The following is an 18,319-nucleotide window of genomic DNA, read 5'->3' on the forward strand; positions in this document are numbered from 1 at the left end:
AGTTTCTATGAATCAGCGCATCAGATATCCCAAGAACATGACGATCACGCTTGTGGTTCTATGCGGGCTATGCTTATTTTGCATCGGCCTTGTCAGCATGATGGCAGGGACGCCCCCCCTCTCACCGGAGCGGCTGTGGCGCGTGTTGGCGAACACGGATACGCATGTCGCACATGTGCTCGTGTGGCAGTCGCGCTTGCCGCGATTTGTGCTGGGCGCGCTCGCGGGCGGGTTGTTGGCTACCGCAGGTGTGTTGTTGCAGGATGTCATGCGAAACGCCTTGGCTGGCCCAGAGATGCTCGGTGTATCCTCTGGCGCTGCTGCCGTCATGGCAGCCATCATCATCTTTCAATTGCCCATTCCGTATATCTGGCAGCCATGGCTCGCCCTGTTTGGCGGCGTGCTGGGCGGTGGCATGGTCGTGGGGGCGAGTTGGGGCAGTCGCTCGCCCGTCCGGGTCATTCTCATCGGCGTGGCGGTCTCGTCCCTGTTTAACGCGGTCATCACCACCATCATCAGTTTGGGTCAGCAAGACACCATCAGCCTTTTTTACGATTACTTTGTGGGGGGACTGGAGAACCGTACATGGACACAAGTGTTGCTGGTTTTACCTTGGATCACAGCGCTGTTGCTCTCCTACCTCTTTGTGAAGCGATTAAATGTCATGCAATTAGGCGATGATGTCGCCGCGGGACTGGGGCTGAAGGTCGCGGCATTGCGCCTTGTCGTCTTTATTTGCGCGATTGCCCTCGTGGCGCCTGTCGTCGCCACATGTGGGCCAATTGGCTACATCTCCCTTTTGGCCCCACACCTCACCCGACGCCTGCTGCAAACACAGGATGCCTCGCGCGTGTTGCCAGTGTCCGCGCTACTTGGCGCGATACTGCTGACGGGGGCCGATCTGCTGGCACGGACCCTGTTTTCTCCAATTGAGATTCCGGTGGGCGTGTGGACCACTTTGCTGGGCGGGCCGCTCTTATTGATTTTCCTCGGGCGGCGCTTGCGGGGGGATCACCCATGATGCGGACGTTGAAAGCGCGCAACGGGAGAATGTGTTTTTTCATCACGATTTGGTCGATTGTACTGCTCTGCATGTTCGTTTTGCATGTCGGACTGGGTTCCGTCTACGTCTCCCCTTGGCAGGTCATTCGAGCCATCGCAAATCGTCCAGTGGAGCCATATCAGCGCTGGATCATCTGGAATTTGCGGCTGCCGCGCAGTTTGATCGCGCCTGTTGCTGGTGGCATGTTGGGACTGGCGGGCGCACTGATGCAGGCGCTGACGCGCAATCCACTTGCTGAGCCGAGTTTAACGGGCGTTTCCGCTGGCAGCATTTTCGGCATTGTGCTATGGCTGGTGTACATGCCCAACGCGGAAGCCATGCCGCTGTTTTTGCCGTTGGTCGCATTCCTGGGGGGCGTTGGTTCGATGTTGGTGATGTACGCGCTCACTCGTCAACTGAAGGATGAGCCGTTCGTTCTGGTATTGAAAGGTGTCATTGTCTCGGCTGTGCTTTCCTCGGCTTCGTCGTTGTTTCTGATTCAACACAACAACCAAATGCCAACGGTCATGCTGTGGATTGTCGGCTCGCTGAACGCGAAGGTGTGGTCCGATTGGTTGACCCTCTGGCCATGGGCGCTCGTCGCCATCCCGCTCGGCATATGTTGCTGTCGCCTCGCCAATGTGCTGCAGTTGGGGGCGGACGTTGCCGTCAGCTTGGGGGTTCGCTTGCAGCACGCCAGGCTGTGCTTGTTTTTGGTTGCGGCACTGTTGACGGCCGGCGCTGTATCCGTGGTCGGGGCCATCAGTTTTGTCGGGCTGATTGGACCGCATATCGCAAGGCGTCTGGTTGGACATGATGCATTTCGCGTTTTCCCAATGAGCATGCTCGTATCTGCCTGCCTGTTATTGTCCGCCGATTTTGTCACACAAATTGCCGGTCAGATCTTCGGCAACATCGCCAGCGCACTTCCAGTCGGCGCCGTGACATCGTTGTTTGGCGCACCCTTTTTCCTCTATCTCATCGTTCGATCACGACGTGAACAGCGCTAGGTCACACAGTGAATGTGTGCAGTGACAACAAAGTCCGCGCCAGCTTCGGCACAGCTGGAGCGGACTTTGTCTGTGTGTCAACCGACGTCGTACCCGGCCTCTTCGATGGCTGCCTTGAGCGCTTCGATAGTGGCTGTATTTTCGTCGTATTTCACGGTCGCTTCATTGTCTTTCAGCCGAACATCCACGGCTTCAACACCTTCAACCACCAAAAGTGTGTTGGTCACCGCTTTGACACATGCTTCACAAGACATCCCTTGAATCGCAATGGTGACTTCCTGCATTGTTTTTCCTCCTCAAATGTTTTGGTCGCATACATATGCGCATAGCTTTCCGTTACTGCAATGATACCTACTGCAATGATACCTCGGCTTGCTGTTCGCGGTTGGGCAATTTGCCAAGTTTCACGCGTTTCAGCAACAGACTGTTCGACACGACGGAAGCGGAACTGAAGGCCATGGCCGCGCCTGCCATCATCGGATTAAAGGCGCCGAGCGCCGCCACCGGAATTGCGATGGCGTTGTAGATGAAGGCCCAGAACAGATTGATGCGGATGGTGCGCATTGTCCGCTTGGAGAGATAGATGGCGTCGGTGACGCCTGTCATGCGCGAATGCATGATGGCGATGTCTGCCGCATCAATGGCGATGTCCGCGCCAGTGCCCATGGCAATCCCTACGTGGGCGGCGGCCAGCGCCGGGGCATCGTTGATGCCGTCGCCGACCATGGCGACAATTTGGCCGCTTTTATTCAACTCAGCCACTTTCTTTGCTTTATCCATCGGCATGACGCCAGCCATCACTTGATCAATGCCAATTTGCGCGGCGACAGCCGCTGCTGTGCGTTCGTTGTCTCCCGTGATGAGCCAGACGTCAATGTCCATGTCTTTTAGTCTTTGAATGGTTTCCCGCGCATCTGGTTTTACTTTGTCCGCCAGTGCGATGGCGCCGAGGTAGACGCCGCTCGATGCGACATGCACAACTGTTTTGGCCTGCGACTCCAGTTTTGCGGCCAGCGCTGTGTCAATGTCGTTGATGCCGTGCGCATGAAGCAGCGCCGCACTCCCTACGATGACAGGGCAGCCATGCACGATACCGGTCATTCCCTGTCCACTGATGGTGTGAATATCCGCAGCAGGCAGCAGGCTGATATGCTGTGTTGTCGCATAGTCAGCGATGGATCGACCCAATGGATGTTCACTGTAGGTTTCCAGTGATGCCGCATGTTTCAACAACAGCACTTCGCGCTGTGGGACGTTTGGAATGACATCGGTGACCATGGGTTTTCCTTCGGTCACGGTTCCAGTCTTGTCAAAGATGATGGTTTTCACCTTGTGGGCGACTTCGAGATATTCTCCGCCCTTGACGAGAATCCCATGTTCAGCGCCGAGGCCGCTCGCGACCATGATGGCGGTGGGGGTTGCCAGGCCAAGCGAGCAAGGGCAAGCGACGACGAGCGCAGAAATGGCCGCCCCAAGCGCGCGGGACCAGGTTCCCCAAAATCCCCACAAGAAAAAGGCTTCCAGTGCGATGACGAGCACGGTCGGAACGAGAATGAGTGCAATGTGATCCGCCAGACGTTGAACAGACGCTTTCGATCCCTGCGCTTCATCGACCAAACGAATGATCTGCGCCAGCACCGTCTCTTCGCTCGATTTGGTCACTTGGATGGTGAGCATCCCCATTTGATTCACCGTCGCGCCGTACACGACATCACCAATGTTTTTTGCTACGGGCTGCGACTCGCCAGTGAGAAAAGATTCGTCGATCATCGATGAGCCAGCGACTACTTGGCCGTCGGTTGGGATTTTTTCGCCGGATCGCACTTGGATGACATCGCCGATGTCGAGTTCTTCAACTGCGACATCGACTTCCACGCCATCACGCAGGACGTGCGCGACTTGTGCGCCCATTTTGGCCAGCGATTCGATGGCGGCGCCTGATTTTTGCTTCGCTCTGGCTTCAATCATTTTACCCATGAAGACAAGCGTGAGAATGGTCGCCGCGCTACCACAGTAAGTGTTGTTGTCGTCACCGCGAAAGGTGAGGATCACGCCAGTGACGTAGGCAACGGTCGTCCCGAGCGCGATCAACACGTCCATGGTTGCTGTGCGATTGCGCAACGCGTGGTATGCGCCGCGATAAAAGCGCCAACCGGTCACAAATTGAATCGGTGTGGCGAGCAGCAAAGCCACCCCAGAGGGGATGAGGCGCTGATGGCTGGACATCCACAACATCAAAGGTGTGCTCGTTGCCGTGGCAGTGGAAGCGCTGCTTGCGTCCATGTTCATATTTGCCGCCATGCCAAGCATCATGATGGCGCTCATGATGCCCATGACGGCCATCACCACCATCTCGACGAGAAAAGGGAGGGACACAATGGCTGATGCCCAGAAGATCAGCAAATCTCGCTTATAGGCTCGCCGCCGTTTTTTCTGTTGGCTCAAAATATCAGCTTTTGAGGCGCCGAAGGTCTCATAGCCGGCCTCTTGCATGCTGCGCAAGATAACGGTCTGATTGACGACGCCAGGAATATAGGTTATGTACGCTTTTGCCGCATTCACATCGACAGAGCACGATTCGACGCCGTCCATTTTGGCGAATATCGCCTGTAGCTGGTCAACGCGCTGCTTGTTGGTCAGTCCGTGCACGGTCAGTTCCAGCGTGTATGTCGGGACGTGGTAGCCCGTTTTTTGAATTCGTTCGACGACATTTTTCCAACTGAGCGCGGGATCGAAAACGACCTGTGCTTTTTCCGATGCGAGATTGACATTGATGTCCTGGATGCCATCCAGTTTGGAGACGACTTTCTCGATACGCGCTGCACAAGCCGCGCAAGTCATTCCTTCAACAGGTAAAGTCAGAACCTTTGCTGCGCTCATCCAGACTGCTCCTTATCATTTTGTAAATCGGCGAATGATTTCCATCAGTTCATCCATTTTTTCGCTCCCGGCCTGCTTGTCTTGTATCGCTGAAGCCACACAACCGCGTGTGTGCGCGTCCAATACGGACCAGGCCACCATGTGCGTCGCTTTTTCGATGGCCGCCAGTTGGGTCAGCACGTCGACACAATAGCGGTTCTCTTCCAACATCTTTTGCACACCGCGAACTTGTCCCTCAATTCGGCGTAAGCGTGCGAGCAAGTCCGTTTTTTGTGCCGCATAGGAATGGGTCAAATCAAGTCACCTCATTTGTCAAGAACCGTGCCTTTGTAGGGTATCGGACAGGTGTAAATCTATACAAGATCAACGCATGTCATCAAATAGAGGGTATACCAGCGCCATGTCTTCATCAATAGCTCGAAGGGGCTAGCTTTGAGGCATCAGGGATGCGGGTGCATAGGGATCGGTTTATTTACAGCGTTAAAGTCGCTAAAATGGACGCGTTTTAGCTGTAAAGCATTCAATATGACCGCGATGGAGCTGAAGGCCATGGCCGCGCCCGCCACAAGCGGATTCAATCCGCCACAAGCGGCAATCGGAATGCCGATGGCATTGTAGCCGAGCGCCCAGCCCAAACTGCGCCGAATGTTCCTCATGGTCGCTTTGGACAGTTCAATGGCGTGTACAACCCCCTGCAAATCCCCGCTAATCAGCGTGATGTCAGCAGCGGCCACGGATACATCCGCCCCAGTGCCAAGGGCAATGCCGATGTCGGCTGATGCCAGCGCGGGCGCGTCATTGATCCCGTCACCGACCATGGCCACTTTCCGCCCTTGTCTTTGTAAATGTCTGACGATGCACACTTTGTCCTCCGGCGAAAGTTCCGCATAAAAGTGTTGAATCCCGACATCGGCGGCCATGGCGCGCGCAGTTTGCGCATTGTCGCCAGTGACCATCATCACCTCTAAGCCCATCCGCTTGAGCTTGGCGATGGCTTGCGCCGAACTGGGGTGAACGGTGTCTGAAATGGCGATGAGACCCGCGATGACGCCATCGACGGCGATGATGATCACTGTTTTCCCAGTTGTTTCCCAATCTTGTTTTTGCCAAGGCATCTGTTGCTGAATGTTGTGTTCGCGCATCAGTTCGGCATTGCCGACCAGTACCACATGGCCTTCGATCACGGCGCGTATACCACGGCCGCCAAAGGCGGAAAAATGTGCAGGTTCGCACAGTGATGCATGTGTGCGGGCGAAGGTGACAAGCATGTTGGCTAGCGGATGTTCGGAAGGCAGTTCAGCACTTCCAGCAAAGCGCAGAAGATCGCTTTTTGTCCGCACGTATTTGTGTTTCAACAACAAGACATCTGTGACCACCGGTTGCCCTATGGTGATGGTGCCTGTTTTGTCGAGTAGGACGACGCTTGCTTGATGCAGGCTCTCCAGGTGTTCTCCGCTTTTGAAAAACACACCCATTTCTGCGCCTCTGCCGGTGCCAACCACAATCGCAGTGGGCGTGGCAAGGCCCAACGGACACGGACAGGCAATCAGCAAGACCGCGGTTGCGTTGGTCATGGCCGTCGAAAACAGGTGGTGATCCGCCGAACTCGTGAAGAAGAGCCAAAAACAAAAGGTGAAGAGCGCGATGAAGACGACGCTTGGGACGAAGAGGCGGCAAATCGTGTCTGTCATACGTTGGATAGGCGCTTTTGCGCCTTGCGCTTCTTCCATCAGCCGGATAATTTGCCCGAATGTCGAATCACCAGCGATTTTCTCGACTCGTACGCGAAGTGCCCCGTACTGATTGATGCTCGCAGCGTATACCAGGTCTCCTGCCTCCTTCGCAATGGGTAAAAATTCGCCCGTCAACAGGGATTCGTCCACATTTGATTCGCCATCAACGATGAACCCGTCTGCAGGGATGCGTTCACCAGGTTTGACGATGATGAAATCGCCACGCTGAAGCTGATCAGCAGGGATATCCTGTTCTCCGTTTGGCGTCCATTGATGGGCCATTCTTGCTTGGAGCGCCATCATCCGTTGCAGGGTATCAGCCGTGCGGATTTTCGTGCGCGCTTCCATCAATTTGCCTAAGCGCACGAGTGTGATGATCAGCGCACTGGTTTCGAAATACTCGTTGTGCCCGCCACTGAGAACCATCCACAGGCTGTAGGCGTAAGCGGCGGATGTTCCCAGACAGACGAGGACGTCCATGTTTGCGTCCATGTTTCGCAGCGCAAGGAACGCACCTCTATAAAACGTCCATCCAGCAATGAATTGGATTTGGCTGGCCAGGGCCAATTGCACCCATGGGTTGAGCAATGCTTGTGGGATATAAGGAAGACCTGCCATATGGAGCATGGTCCAGACAAATGGGGCGGAGAGGATGAGTGCAAATAGAAACATTTCTATTTGTCTACGCGCGTCGTCTGCTTTGTTCAACGAACGCTGGCCGCTTTCCAAAATGGTTGCGCCATAGCCTAGTTTCTGTACGCGGGCGATGATATCAGGCACTTGCGTGATGTCTGTCCGATAGACGACGGTTGCGCGTTCCAGCGCCAAATTGACGTTTACGTCTAGTACGCCGACGTCTTTTTGCACCACTCTCTCGATGCGTGTGGCGCACGCCGCGCAGTGCATGCCCGTCACTTGCAACATTACGCTTTGCCTTTCCATGCCATCGACCTCCGGGCAGCCTGCGCATTTTTATGTACCGGCTGTACTATTCATAGTTTATTAGCCAACGGTCGACGACTATGCGAAAAAATGTATTGTCATTATCGAATTTTTTATAGAAGGCTTTTGCACCAGCCTCCTAGTGCGCCGACTATCTCTGAACAGAAAAGATGCGCACCTTTATCAGTTGGCAGAGCGACGCGCCCAGAGGAATGAAAACAAGGGTAAACATAAAGTAACACGGCGCCACATAGATCATGTAATCGGCCAAGTCGGAACTGGTTTTAAACAGATATATGGATCCCACGAGAATCAACAGCGTGGCGGGCCAGATGAAGAAGCGTGCGGCGGTTGCCTTCGCTGTACATTTGATGATAGAGATGAAACAGTAATGAAAAAACGCCATTTTTAGAAACAAGGTCGTGATGATACCAAGGACATAGAGGGTATCCAGCCGCTCGATAAAATGCCCGATTTTGATGCTGCGAACCACTTCCAATACGGGATACACGAGATAATTCGTCGAATTTCCCAATGTGCCAACGATGATGATTTGATTCATAGTGAGCAGCAGCGTGACAATCCCGCCTAAGAACAACACGTTTCTCCACAAAGTTGGCGCTTTTGTCACATACGGCGCAATCTGCAAAACGACCAGGATCTCGACTGCAAACCCAAAAACCGGCATGAAGGCCCCTCGGAAAACCGGTGAGAACCCATCGATCAACGTCGGCTGAAGTAAGCGAAAATCGATGTTTTTAATGGTCAATGGGATGATAATGATGGCCGTGATGATGGCGAGGAGAGTGATAATTTCACTCAGCCGTCCGACGACCTCTATCCCCAGATAGACGGCGATGCCCACAATCATCAGCATGACAGCGCCGAGGAGAGATGGCGGACTTTTGGGCAAGAGATTCGCGTGCGTAAAATCTACGAACTCGCGCACAATGGCCGAGGTTGTGACAAAAAACCAAGCGGCCAACCACACGCCAACACAGGTGCCGAAGATAGGGCCAAAAGCATCGATTATCGCTTCGGTTAGATTTCTGTTGGGAAACATCTTAATAAAGAAGAAACATGTACCGCTGCATAGGAGAATGCCAAAAAAGAACAACAAGCAGCTGATCCATCCGTCGCGTATCGTAAATTGAGCAATGGTAAACGGTACCGTCAGAATGCCGGTGCCCATCACCACCCATAACATTAAACATATGATTTGGAATTTAGATAATTTAAACATCAAGATTGCAACCCCTTCAGAGTATCTGATAGAACCAGCCAGTCATTCCTTCAAACAAATAGCGCAAAGGCTGTAACAACATGATGTTTTTATCCCACGTCATGAGCATGACCAATGCTGCTGAACATGCCAAGAGGCCAAAGTGCAACATTCGTTCCTTGCCCGAGGCGCGTGACATGGACCACCATTGTACTGAGATGGCTAAACAGCCAATCGCCGTGATCACAACCATCCAAACTACTCCTTATTTTGTAGTCCTGGTGAAATCCCTTTTGGCGAATATGTCGACACAGGCGGGGTAGATGTCAATCCGTTTCCTAGCAGGTCTATATCCGCTGTGTACGAAACTTTCAGATGAGGAAATGTCTCTTGCCAATTGTCTGCAAGGTTTCTCCAGACGTTGGGATTTGTCCGAAACAGAACATTGCCAAATTGTGTTGCATCGCAGTCTATTTTTTGCAAATGATCCACGGTATTTTTCATGTCGGCAACAATCTTTTTATCCACATTTGACTGCAATAGTTTCATGAACTGCGGCGTCAATTGCGTTTGTTCCGGCAGATGTTCTATCTCAGCTTTGCCCTGAATGGCAACTTCAAAAACAGGTTCTCCGTGTTCGATCCGGCAATGAACGCGTCGATTCATCCGCAGAATGCGAATACTCGCCGTGTTTTTGACTTCATCGCGCTTGGCGGTTGGAATCGTCAACACCATCTGCTTGCTGTTGCAAAGGAGCCATGTCAGAGACTGTGATTCGTCCATGGGGAGCACAGCGGCCAACTTCGCGTGTCTGAACACACCCAATCCGGCGAGATAAGGATTCCCGGTCTCGTCAATGTCGACGCAAGACACGACGGGGGAATTTGAGACAGAGAGATATTGCCGCATGACCCGTAATTGATCTGTCTCATATAACTTAGAACTTTTCGCCATTTGCTCAACCAGATTCCGCATAGCCAGCGCGTTGATAGGCTGCGTCTGGGCGTTTGATTCCAGCAGTTGTCGCGCGCTCGTGTGGGTCACCACCCACAATTGATTCCTGCGGTAATAGCGGGATCGTTCCAGATAATCAAACGCGTCATCAATCCCGTGTTGCGCGTATGTTTGTCCGAACACGACAATGCTGTTGTGCGGGAGATATAGCACTTTGGAAAGCTTACTCAAATATTTGTCCAACGCTTCCGGGATGCTTTTGGCTTTCGATGAGTACACGAAAGTTTGACTTTCTGTTTTGCCGCCAGATTTCTTTTTGTCATCCGGGGAGGCGGATTGGGACGTCGAGTTGACGATTTCAACGGTCACTTCGACATTTTTGTTGTCAAGTTGGTCAATGCCCAGACCAACGACTGTGTTGAGATTGTCGACTTCGACTTGATCAAAACAGCCTGTACAAGTGAGGGTCGCAAAAAAGATGGCGCAGCATTTCCAAACCTTCCGCCGGCTGCTCATGTTTGATTGCCCCTTCTGGGTTTAGGGCGCGTCATACGGCTGCGCGTTTTATTGATGGGTTCAAAAGCGGCAGGTCTCGTTGACATGTGCCACCACGGCGAGCGGAAGAAGGTGTCTTGCATGCCTTTATAGTCAAATGGCGCAATCGGCGACATGTAGGGAACACCCCATGAGCGAAGTGACACGAGGTGCAAAAGCAACAGGATCATGCCGAGGACCAATCCATACAAGCCGAAAATGGCTGCTGCGAGCGTAAAGGCAAACTGCAAGATGCGCGCTGTGCTTACCATGGAATATGAGGGGATGACGAATGAAGCAACGCCGCTGGAGGCGATGACAATGACAATCCCTGGCGAGACCATGCCGGCAGTCACTGCCGCTTCTCCAATCACCAATGCGCCGACGATACTCACGGACTGGCCAACTGCCTTTGGCAGTCGTATGCCTGCTTCCCGCAACGCTTCAAATGCGAATTGCATGCCCATTGTCTCGATCACTGTTGGAAATGGGATTCCTTCATGTTGAGATTCGAGATTGATCAGCAGTGGGGTTGGAATCAGATCCTGGTTGTACGACAAAAGGGACAGATAGATGGCTGGCAGCAGCATGGCGGCCCAAAAAGCCATATGACGCAACAGGCGAATTGGCAAGCTGATCATATAGTTTCCGTAATAATCTTCAGCTGAAGATAAAAAATTGACAAATAGGGATGGAACCAAAATACAGTATGAGGTACCGTCCACCATAATACCGAGGCGTCCTTGAGCGACTGCTGCGGCCACCCTGTCCGGGCGTTCAGTGGACTCCATGGTTGGAAACGCGCTGTAAGGTCCGTCCCGCAGCACTTCTTGCAGCGTGTTGACATCGGAAATCATATCGATGTCCAAGCGACTGAGGCGCTCTTCTGCCTCTTGCAAATGAGTTTGCTTTAATACACCTTCCACATAGATGAGCGCCACAGGCGTATTGGACAAACGGCCAGCATGACGCAGCAACACCTTGAGGCGGTGGGAGCGGATGATTTTTCTCACTTGAGCGATATTCATGTCTTGGTTTTGTGTAAAAGCTTCTTGTGGTCCCTGAATACTGGGTTCGTTCTGTGAGACTTCTACGCTCATGCCGGGAAATTTGCTGACGTCTGCGGCAAGCGCTACTTCACTGCCTTCAACGAAGATGACAACCTTGCCATTTGCCAAACTTTCATTTACTATATCAAACTGGTTGATGCGATGTAGGGATCCTACGGACAAGTGATTTTCAATGTGTTCGAAGTGCTTGTGCTCCGTATCGAGCATCAGGGTAAGTGATGTCAAAATGCCGTTTTGCATCAATTCGTCGTCAATGAGGCCGCAAAGCCACACGACGAGAAATCCGTTGGCTTCATTCCGTATCTCTTTCATCATCAAATCGTCGCAATGAAACCAGTCTTGTTCTAGCTGGTGGCGACAATCAGCGACGTGGACGCATATTTGCTTTGTCACAGTCGGCTCTGGCTGGGATGCATGTTGTGTGGCATGTTTTGTTTCACCCATTTTTTTGCGTTGTCTAAAACTGAATTTTGATTGATTCGATTTCATGAGGCCCCTCGAATGATATGTGTCATACATTGAGTAATATGGCTTTTTATCCAAAAAATATGAATCTGATTTGACTTTCGGATCAGCTGTTTGCTATCCGTGCGCACTTAAGTTGATGCTTTGCGGTTCTGCGATTCGCCAGATGGGAGCGAAAGATATATTCGTCATGCTGGCGTGTGGCGTCTCATGTACAGCGCTATGTACACTAAATATGAGAAGTTAATCTGATTTTTATATTGAAAAACACTATATGTAGTGTTATGATGTCTGCAATTACATATGCGAATCTGGTGCTCACGCTTGTGGGTGAAAAGGGAATCCAGTGTAAGTCTGGAGCGGTCCTCGCCACGGTAAGGTACGATGCAGTATGCGTTAGGGGGTTAACCCCAACCACTCAGCTTTTGAAGCTGGGGAAGGTTGCTTGCTGCAGATGAGTCCAAGTCCGGAGACCTGCCAGGTTTCGCAAATGCATCACTCCCACGAGGGATTGGGAAGGGGCGATGGAGAACTCGATTCGATGTGTGTATTCGGCGTGGTCTCTCTATGTCGCATGGTCATTTACATGACACCCTATTCCTCTGTGGAGGAATAGGGTGTTTTTACGTTCCAGTAGGAGGGACTTGATTTGAACCAAAATACGATGACAACGGTGCTTGAGCCTGAAATGAGCGCTTCCCACAGCAACTTCACAGTGAAAAAACGCAATGGTGAAATGGAGAAGTTTGCTGACTCCAAGTTGCGAGATGTCATGAAGCGAGCGTGTGAGGGGGTGGAGGACTGTCATTTTCCGGACTTGGAAGCTGCGTTTTACCCCCAAATTCGGGATGGCATGACGACAAAGGAATTGATGCAAACGCTCATACAGGTTGCGGTGGAAAAAACATCCATTGAACAAGGCAATTGGCAGTTTGTCGCTGCCCGTTTATTCCTCTTTGATTGTTACAAAAAAGCGGCTGTCAATCGCGGCGAATCGGCGTATGGCTATGGTCGATTTTATGACTTGATTGAACATCTGGAGAAAATCGGTCGCTACGGCGCGTATATCAGGGAAAATTACACACAGCGTGAAATTGATCAGTTGGCACAGTATATCCAGCCGGATCGAGATCTCTTGTTTAACTATGTGGGACTGAAACAGCTCATGGATCGCTATGTGATTCGAGGCATGGATGGCGAAATCATGGAATTGCCGCAGGAGCTGTTCATGGGTGTCGCCATGCATTTGGCGATGAAAGAACAGGACAAGCTGACGTGGGCCAAGCGGTTTTACGACATGTTGTCCAAACTGGAGGTGACGGTGGCCACACCGACATTGAGCAACGCGCGCAAACCGCACCATCAATTGAGTTCATGTTTTATCGACATGCCTGAAGACGATTTGTTGAGCATCTATGAAACGAACAACGCCTTTGCGCGCGTTTCAAAATTCGGGGGCGGCATGGGGATTTATGTCGGCAAAATCCGTGCCCGCGGCGCGGCCATTCGCAATCACCAAGGCGCCAGCGGCGGCGTCATCCCCTGGGTCAGAAACTACAACGATACAGCCATCAGTTGTAATCAGCTCGGCGTTCGCAGCGGTGCAGCGGCGATTTATCTCGATATTTGGCACAAAGATATCCTTGATTTTCTGCAGTTGCGGACCAACAGTGGCGATGAGCGGATGAAGGCGCACGATATTTTTCCTGGCGTTTGTGTACCCGACGAGTTTATGCGACGCGTCGGAAATCGGCAAACATGGTACCTGTTCTGCCCTTACGAAGTCAAAAAAGTGATGGGTTTTTCGCTTGAAGACGCTTGGGGAGAGGAATTTGAGCGCCGTTATCAAGCGTGTATCGAGCATCCTACATTGGATAAGGTGGAGATCCCGGCCATCGACATCATGAAGCGCATCATGCAATCCGCCTTTGAGACGGGAACACCGTTTGTGTTCTTCCGCGACACAGCGAATCGCCTCAATCCAAACAAGCACGAAGGCATGATTTATTGTAGCAATCTGTGCACGGAAATCATGCAGAACATGAAGCCGATGAAGCTTATTGATGAGACCGTGGCCGATGGCACCATTACCACTCGTCACGAAGCCGGTGATTTTGTCGTCTGTAATTTGTCGTCTTTAAATCTTGGCCGATGCGACAGCCTGGCAGCCATTGAGCAGACGGTCGGGCGGCAAATCCGCGCGATGGATAACGTGATCGATCTCAACTATTATCCAGTTCGCCAAGCGCAGTTGACCAATCAGCGGTACCGGGCCATCGGACTTGGCATCAGCGGCTATCATCAATACTTGGCCAATCGAGGCATCCAGTGGGAGTCTGACGAGCATCTTGCGCACGTGGATGAGCTGTTTGAGTGGATCAACTACTTTGCCATCAAGGCGTCTGTGCAATTGGCCAAGGAAAAAGGGTCTTACAAGCTGTTTGCGGGGTCGGATTGGCAGACGGGCAATTATTTCGAATTGCGTGGCTACAAATCTCGCGTTGGCGGACCGGATTGGGACGAATTGCGCCGGGAGGTCATGACACATGGGATTCGCAATGCGTATCTGTTTGCCGTGGCGCCAACCAGCAGTACAAGCTTGATTGCTGGCAGCACGGCTGGGATCGATCCAGTGTTCTCGCGATTCTTTCTGGAAGAGAAGAAGAATGGTGTGGTCCCGCAGACGGCGCCACAGCTGAATCCGTCCAACTTCTGGTATTACAAGGAAGCCCATACGATTGATCAAACGTGGAGCATCCGCGCATGCGCTGTGCGTCAACGGCACGTGGATCAGTCACAGTCGTTCAACTTGTACATCACACCGGAGATCCATGCGAAAGATTTTCTCAATTTGTACGTGCTCGCTTGGCAGAGCGGGCTGAAGACACTGTACTATGTGCGCAACAAATCGGTTGAGTTGGAAGATTGTATCGCTTGTTCGTCTTGATGACGGAGATTTTGCAAAACATCATCAGCAACATATTCACGAAACGCAGTATGGAGGCACAGACATGCAATTGCAGAGAACGAAGCTATTTAATGAAGCAGGCGACCGGGATTGGGGCAAGCGCCGCATCATCGGCGGCAACAGCACCAACCTCATTGAGTTGAACAATATCAAATACGACTGGGCTTACCGATTGTACCGCGCGATGATGAACAATTTCTGGATTCCGGAAGAGATTGCGCTCGCCGATGACGCCCGCCAATATGCGAGTCTGACGGAGGATGAGCGGAGAAGCTTCAACAAAGTGCTCTCATTTCTCATTTTTATGGACAGCCTGTTGACGCATAACTTGCCAAATATCAATGAGTACATCACAGCGCCTGAAGTCAATATGTGTTTGACCGTGCATGCGTTTCAGGAGGCTGTTCACTCACAGTCGTACGGCTATATTCTCGATTCGGTTGTGAGCGCCGAGACGAGGGACGCCATTTACAATGAATGGCGCAACGATGCGCATCTGTTGGCGCGCAACCAGTTTATCACCGACTTGTTTGAACAATTTATCGAAGACCCGAGTGATCGCAACCTGTTGCGGACCGTGATGGCCAACTACATTCTCGAAGGTGTCTATTTTTACTCTGGGTTCAGCTTCTTTTTCGTACTGGGTCGCCAAGGCAAGATGCTGGGCACCGTTTCGGAAATTAAATTTATTCAACGCGACGAATTGACGCACTTGGCGATTTTTCGGCATATCTTTCGCGAAATCAACCGAGAGAACCCGCACATTCTGACACCTGAATTGACGGAGGAACTGCGGGGCATGATGCGCCAAGCAGTCGAGCATGAAGTCGCGTGGGGGCAGTATGTGACAGCAGGGAAAATCAGCGGGCTGACAGATGGTCTGATCGATTCATATATCAAGTATTTGGCGAACGTGCGCCTCAATTCACTCGATTTGGCGCCGTTATATCCCGAAATCACGACAAATCCGATGGCGTGGGTAGATCAATACGCGTCCATGAACTCTATGAAGACGGACTTCTTTGAACAAAGAGTCACCAGCTATACGAAGTCTTCCAATTTAAACTGGGATGAACTCTAAAATTGCGTTCGATCCCGCTCCACCAAGACTTTGATCAACGAAAAGAAAGCAGGGATTCGTTTGGCATTATCAGCATCGCTTGGTTTTCCGCGCATGGGTGCGCGACGTGAATTGAAACGGGCCATTGAAGCCTATTGGGGGAAGTCCATTTCCCGTGAGGCGTTGTTCGCCCAAACAGCCGACTTGCGCAAAACGCGTTGGTTGTTGCAGCGTGACAGCGGCGTAGATCTCATTCCGTCCAATGATTTTTCTCTGTATGATCACGTGCTGGATACAGCCGTGATGGTCGGCGCTATTCCAGCGCGGTTTGGCTGGACAGGCGGCGATGTGGACTTGGATACGTATTTTGCCATGGCGCGCGGCGGACAAGTGCCGGCCATGGAAATGACGAAGTGGTTTGACACCAACTACCACTACATCGTGCCCGAATTTACATCAGATCAGGCGTTTCAACTGACATCCACCAAGCCGCTTGACGAATTTCGCGAGGCACAGGCCCTCGGGATTCAAACGGTGCCAGTGATTCTTGGCCCCATCACGTTCCTGCTGTTGGGCAAGACCAAAGGCGCGGATTTTAATCCGCTAGATCTGTTGCCAAAATTGTTGCCGGTATATGAGACATTGCTGCAACAGTTGGCAGAGGCTGGCGCCAAGTGGGTGCAGTTGGATGAACCCTGTCTGGCGCTGGACAGAACCGAAGAAGAACTGGCGATTTACCAGGAAGTGTATACGCGCCTGGTGAACCACACTGTGCTTTCCATCAGCCTGACAACCTACTTTGCTGGCCTTGGCAACCATCTTACCGCGGCGTTGAATCTGCCGGTCTCTGCGTTGCACCTTGATTTGGTGCGGGCACCAGAGCAAGTGGAACAACTGCTTTCTTTGCCGCAGTGGCCACAGGATAAGTATTTATCCTTGGGCGTCATTGATGGGCGCAATGTTTGGAAAAACGATCTCAACTACTCGTTGGCACTGTTGCAACGTGTTGCCGCATGGGGCGCGGCGAGCGACAGAATCATTGTGTCCCCATCTTGCTCTCTGTTACATGTGCCCTGGGACTTGGATACGGAAAAAGCGTTGGATGCAGAAGTGAAAGACTGGCTTGCATTTGCAAAGCAGAAGTTGGCGGAAATGGAGATTCTGAAAACGGCAGTGAACGATGGCGTGGAAAACGTGCAAACTGCGCTGGATGACAACCGTGCTGCGGTTGAGCGCCGCCGCACTTCTACACGCATTCACAATCGGCTGGTGAACGAGCGATTGGCAGGATTGACCGAAGACGCTTATACGCGCACCTCGCCGTTTGCGGCGCGCAAATCGGTCCAACAGGCTCGTCTGCAACTCAAGCCATTTCCGACGACGACCATCGGATCGTTCCCACAAACCAAGGAAGTTCGCAAAGCGCGGGCCGATTTCCGCAGCGGTGCGCAGACAAAAGAGCAGTATGAAGCGTTTTTGCGCAGCAAAACCGAGGAATGTGTCCGCCTGCAGGAATCCTTGGGTTTAGACGTGCTCGTGCACGGGGAATTTGAGCGCACGGATATGGTCGAATACTTTGGTGAACAAATGGACGGATTCATCTTCACCAAAAACGGATGGGTGCAAAGCTACGGAACGCGCTGCGTCAAGCCGCCGATCATCTATGGCGATGTCTCCCGACCAGAAAGCATGACGGTCACATGGTCCAGCTATGCGCAGTCGTTGAGCAAGCGTCCCATGAAAGGGATGCTCACCGGCCCTGTGACCATTCTACAGTGGTCCTTTGTCCGGGATGATCAACCGCGGGAAACGACGTGTCGGCAAATTGCGCTGGCGATCCGCGATGAAGTGGTCGATCTCGAAGCGGCAGGCATCCCCATCATTCAAATTGACGAACCTGCATTGCGGGAAGGACTGCCGCTGCATCGCGGCGAATGGGAGGCCTACTTAAAGTGGGCAGTGGACTGCTTTAAGCTGGCAGCCAGCGGCGTACAAGATGAGACGCAAATCCACACACATATGTGCTATGCGGAATTTAATGACATCATGCCTGCCATCCAATCGATGGACGCGGACGTGATTTCCATTGAAACATCGAGATCGGATATGGAATTGTTGGACGCGTTTCAGCAGTTTTCTTATCAAAATGACATCGGCCCGGGTGTGTACGACATTCACAGCCCACGTGTGCCGACTGTCGATGAGATGGTGTTCCTGCTTGAAAAGACGGTTGACAGACTGGACCCAAGTCAATTGTGGGTCAACCCTGACTGTGGCTTGAAGACGCGGAACGAGGAGGAGACCGTCAAAGCGCTTGAAGCGATGGTCGAAGCGGCGAACATCGCGCGCGCACGTTACGGTCAGCCACTCAATGCCTGATTTTGCCGAACTGTAACGCACAGCGCCCTGGTATTTTGCCAGGGCGTTTTTCAATATGCG

The 18,319-nt window shown here is 52.2% G+C and carries 13 protein-coding genes and 1 riboswitch; of the genes, 5 read left to right on the top strand and 8 right to left on the bottom strand.

The genetic code is table 11. From position 1 onward, the window contains the following. Window positions 1–7 precede the first annotated feature (7 nt). Window positions 8–1,021, top strand: coding sequence for a FecCD family ABC transporter permease (locus ACFSB2_RS24820; protein WP_377945812.1), 1,014 nt, complete (start codon window positions 8–10; stop codon window positions 1,019–1,021). Further along, window positions 1,018–2,052: a FecCD family ABC transporter permease gene (locus tag ACFSB2_RS24825; protein WP_377945813.1), complete on the top strand. Its 1,035-nt coding sequence runs from the start codon at window positions 1,018–1,020 to the stop codon at window positions 2,050–2,052. Before ACFSB2_RS24820 ends, ACFSB2_RS24825 begins: the two co-directional genes overlap by 4 nt. A gap of 77 nt (window positions 2,053–2,129) precedes the next feature. Here the strand turns inward: ACFSB2_RS24825 and ACFSB2_RS24830 are convergent, their stop codons facing one another. From ACFSB2_RS24830 to ACFSB2_RS24865, 8 genes are all read right to left on the bottom strand, one after another. Further along, window positions 2,130–2,336: a copper ion binding protein gene (locus ACFSB2_RS24830; RefSeq protein ID WP_377945815.1), complete on the bottom strand. Its 207-nt coding sequence runs from the start codon at window positions 2,334–2,336 to the stop codon at window positions 2,130–2,132. A gap of 67 nt (window positions 2,337–2,403) precedes the next feature. Beyond that, window positions 2,404–4,932 carry a heavy metal translocating P-type ATPase gene (locus tag ACFSB2_RS24835; protein ID WP_377945816.1) on the bottom strand — a complete coding sequence of 843 codons (2,529 nt, stop codon included), beginning with the start codon at window positions 4,930–4,932 and terminating at the stop codon, window positions 2,404–2,406. 15 nt (window positions 4,933–4,947) lie between these two features. Next, window positions 4,948–5,226 carry a metal-sensitive transcriptional regulator gene (locus tag ACFSB2_RS24840; RefSeq protein ID WP_377945817.1) on the bottom strand — a complete coding sequence of 93 codons (279 nt, stop codon included), beginning with the start codon at window positions 5,224–5,226 and terminating at the stop codon, window positions 4,948–4,950. A 146-nt stretch (window positions 5,227–5,372) separates the two neighbouring features. Further along, window positions 5,373–7,607, bottom strand: coding sequence for a heavy metal translocating P-type ATPase (locus tag ACFSB2_RS24845; RefSeq protein WP_377945819.1), 2,235 nt, complete (start codon window positions 7,605–7,607; stop codon window positions 5,373–5,375). Between the two features lie 151 nt (window positions 7,608–7,758). After that, window positions 7,759–8,850: a GerAB/ArcD/ProY family transporter gene (locus tag ACFSB2_RS24850; protein ID WP_377945820.1), complete on the bottom strand. Its 1,092-nt coding sequence runs from the start codon at window positions 8,848–8,850 to the stop codon at window positions 7,759–7,761. Between the two features lie 16 nt (window positions 8,851–8,866). Continuing rightward, window positions 8,867–9,082 carry a hypothetical protein gene (locus ACFSB2_RS24855; RefSeq protein ID WP_377945821.1) on the bottom strand — a complete coding sequence of 72 codons (216 nt, stop codon included), beginning with the start codon at window positions 9,080–9,082 and terminating at the stop codon, window positions 8,867–8,869. 5 nt (window positions 9,083–9,087) lie between these two features. Further along, window positions 9,088–10,299: a Ger(x)C family spore germination protein gene (locus tag ACFSB2_RS24860; protein WP_377945822.1), complete on the bottom strand. Its 1,212-nt coding sequence runs from the start codon at window positions 10,297–10,299 to the stop codon at window positions 9,088–9,090. Next, window positions 10,296–11,876: a spore germination protein gene (locus tag ACFSB2_RS24865; RefSeq protein WP_377945823.1), complete on the bottom strand. Its 1,581-nt coding sequence runs from the start codon at window positions 11,874–11,876 to the stop codon at window positions 10,296–10,298. The genes ACFSB2_RS24860 and ACFSB2_RS24865 overlap by 4 nt, the downstream gene beginning before the upstream one ends. Before the next feature lie 272 nt (window positions 11,877–12,148). Next, a riboswitch (cobalamin riboswitch) is annotated at window positions 12,149–12,348 on the top strand. A 192-nt stretch (window positions 12,349–12,540) separates the two neighbouring features. Here ACFSB2_RS24865 and ACFSB2_RS24870 point away from each other — a divergent pair. From ACFSB2_RS24870 to metE, 3 genes are all read left to right on the top strand, one after another. Beyond that, window positions 12,541–14,799 carry a ribonucleoside-diphosphate reductase subunit alpha gene (locus ACFSB2_RS24870; RefSeq protein WP_377946015.1) on the top strand — a complete coding sequence of 753 codons (2,259 nt, stop codon included), beginning with the start codon at window positions 12,541–12,543 and terminating at the stop codon, window positions 14,797–14,799. Window positions 14,800–14,863: 64 nt separating this feature from the next. Continuing rightward, complete coding sequence (locus ACFSB2_RS24875) at window positions 14,864–15,901, top strand: ribonucleotide-diphosphate reductase subunit beta (RefSeq protein ID WP_377945824.1); 1,038 nt, start codon at window positions 14,864–14,866, stop codon at window positions 15,899–15,901. Window positions 15,902–15,961: 60 nt separating this feature from the next. Further along, window positions 15,962–18,259, top strand: a complete 2,298-nt coding sequence (metE, locus tag ACFSB2_RS24880) for a 5-methyltetrahydropteroyltriglutamate--homocysteine S-methyltransferase (protein ID WP_377945826.1) — start codon at window positions 15,962–15,964, stop codon at window positions 18,257–18,259. Window positions 18,260–18,319: the final 60 nt, after the last annotated feature.

The sequence above is a fragment of the Alicyclobacillus fodiniaquatilis genome, assembly GCF_042678105.1.
Taxonomy (GTDB): domain Bacteria; phylum Bacillota; class Bacilli; order Alicyclobacillales; family Alicyclobacillaceae; genus Alicyclobacillus; species Alicyclobacillus fodiniaquatilis.

Excerpts from the sequence above, each read along its gene's own strand:
- ACFSB2_RS24820 (WP_377945812.1), top strand. The coding sequence starts at position 8 with ATGAATCAGCGCATCAGATATCCCAAGAACATGACGATCACGCTTGTG.
- ACFSB2_RS24830 (WP_377945815.1), bottom strand. The coding sequence starts at position 2,336 with ATGCAGGAAGTCACCATTGCGATTCAAGGGATGTCTTGTGAAGCATGT.
- ACFSB2_RS24845 (WP_377945819.1), bottom strand. The coding sequence starts at position 7,607 with ATGGAAAGGCAAAGCGTAATGTTGCAAGTGACGGGCATGCACTGCGCG.
- ACFSB2_RS24825 (WP_377945813.1), top strand. The coding sequence starts at position 1,018 with ATGATGCGGACGTTGAAAGCGCGCAACGGGAGAATGTGTTTTTTCATC.
- ACFSB2_RS24875 (WP_377945824.1), top strand. The coding sequence starts at position 14,864 with ATGCAATTGCAGAGAACGAAGCTATTTAATGAAGCAGGCGACCGGGAT.
- ACFSB2_RS24855 (WP_377945821.1), bottom strand. The coding sequence starts at position 9,082 with ATGGTTGTGATCACGGCGATTGGCTGTTTAGCCATCTCAGTACAATGG.
- ACFSB2_RS24835 (WP_377945816.1), bottom strand. The coding sequence starts at position 4,932 with ATGAGCGCAGCAAAGGTTCTGACTTTACCTGTTGAAGGAATGACTTGC.
- ACFSB2_RS24850 (WP_377945820.1), bottom strand. The coding sequence starts at position 8,850 with ATGTTTAAATTATCTAAATTCCAAATCATATGTTTAATGTTATGGGTG.
- ACFSB2_RS24865 (WP_377945823.1), bottom strand. The coding sequence starts at position 11,876 with ATGAAATCGAATCAATCAAAATTCAGTTTTAGACAACGCAAAAAAATG.
- ACFSB2_RS24860 (WP_377945822.1), bottom strand. The coding sequence starts at position 10,299 with ATGAGCAGCCGGCGGAAGGTTTGGAAATGCTGCGCCATCTTTTTTGCG.
- ACFSB2_RS24870 (WP_377946015.1), top strand. The coding sequence starts at position 12,541 with ATGAGCGCTTCCCACAGCAACTTCACAGTGAAAAAACGCAATGGTGAA.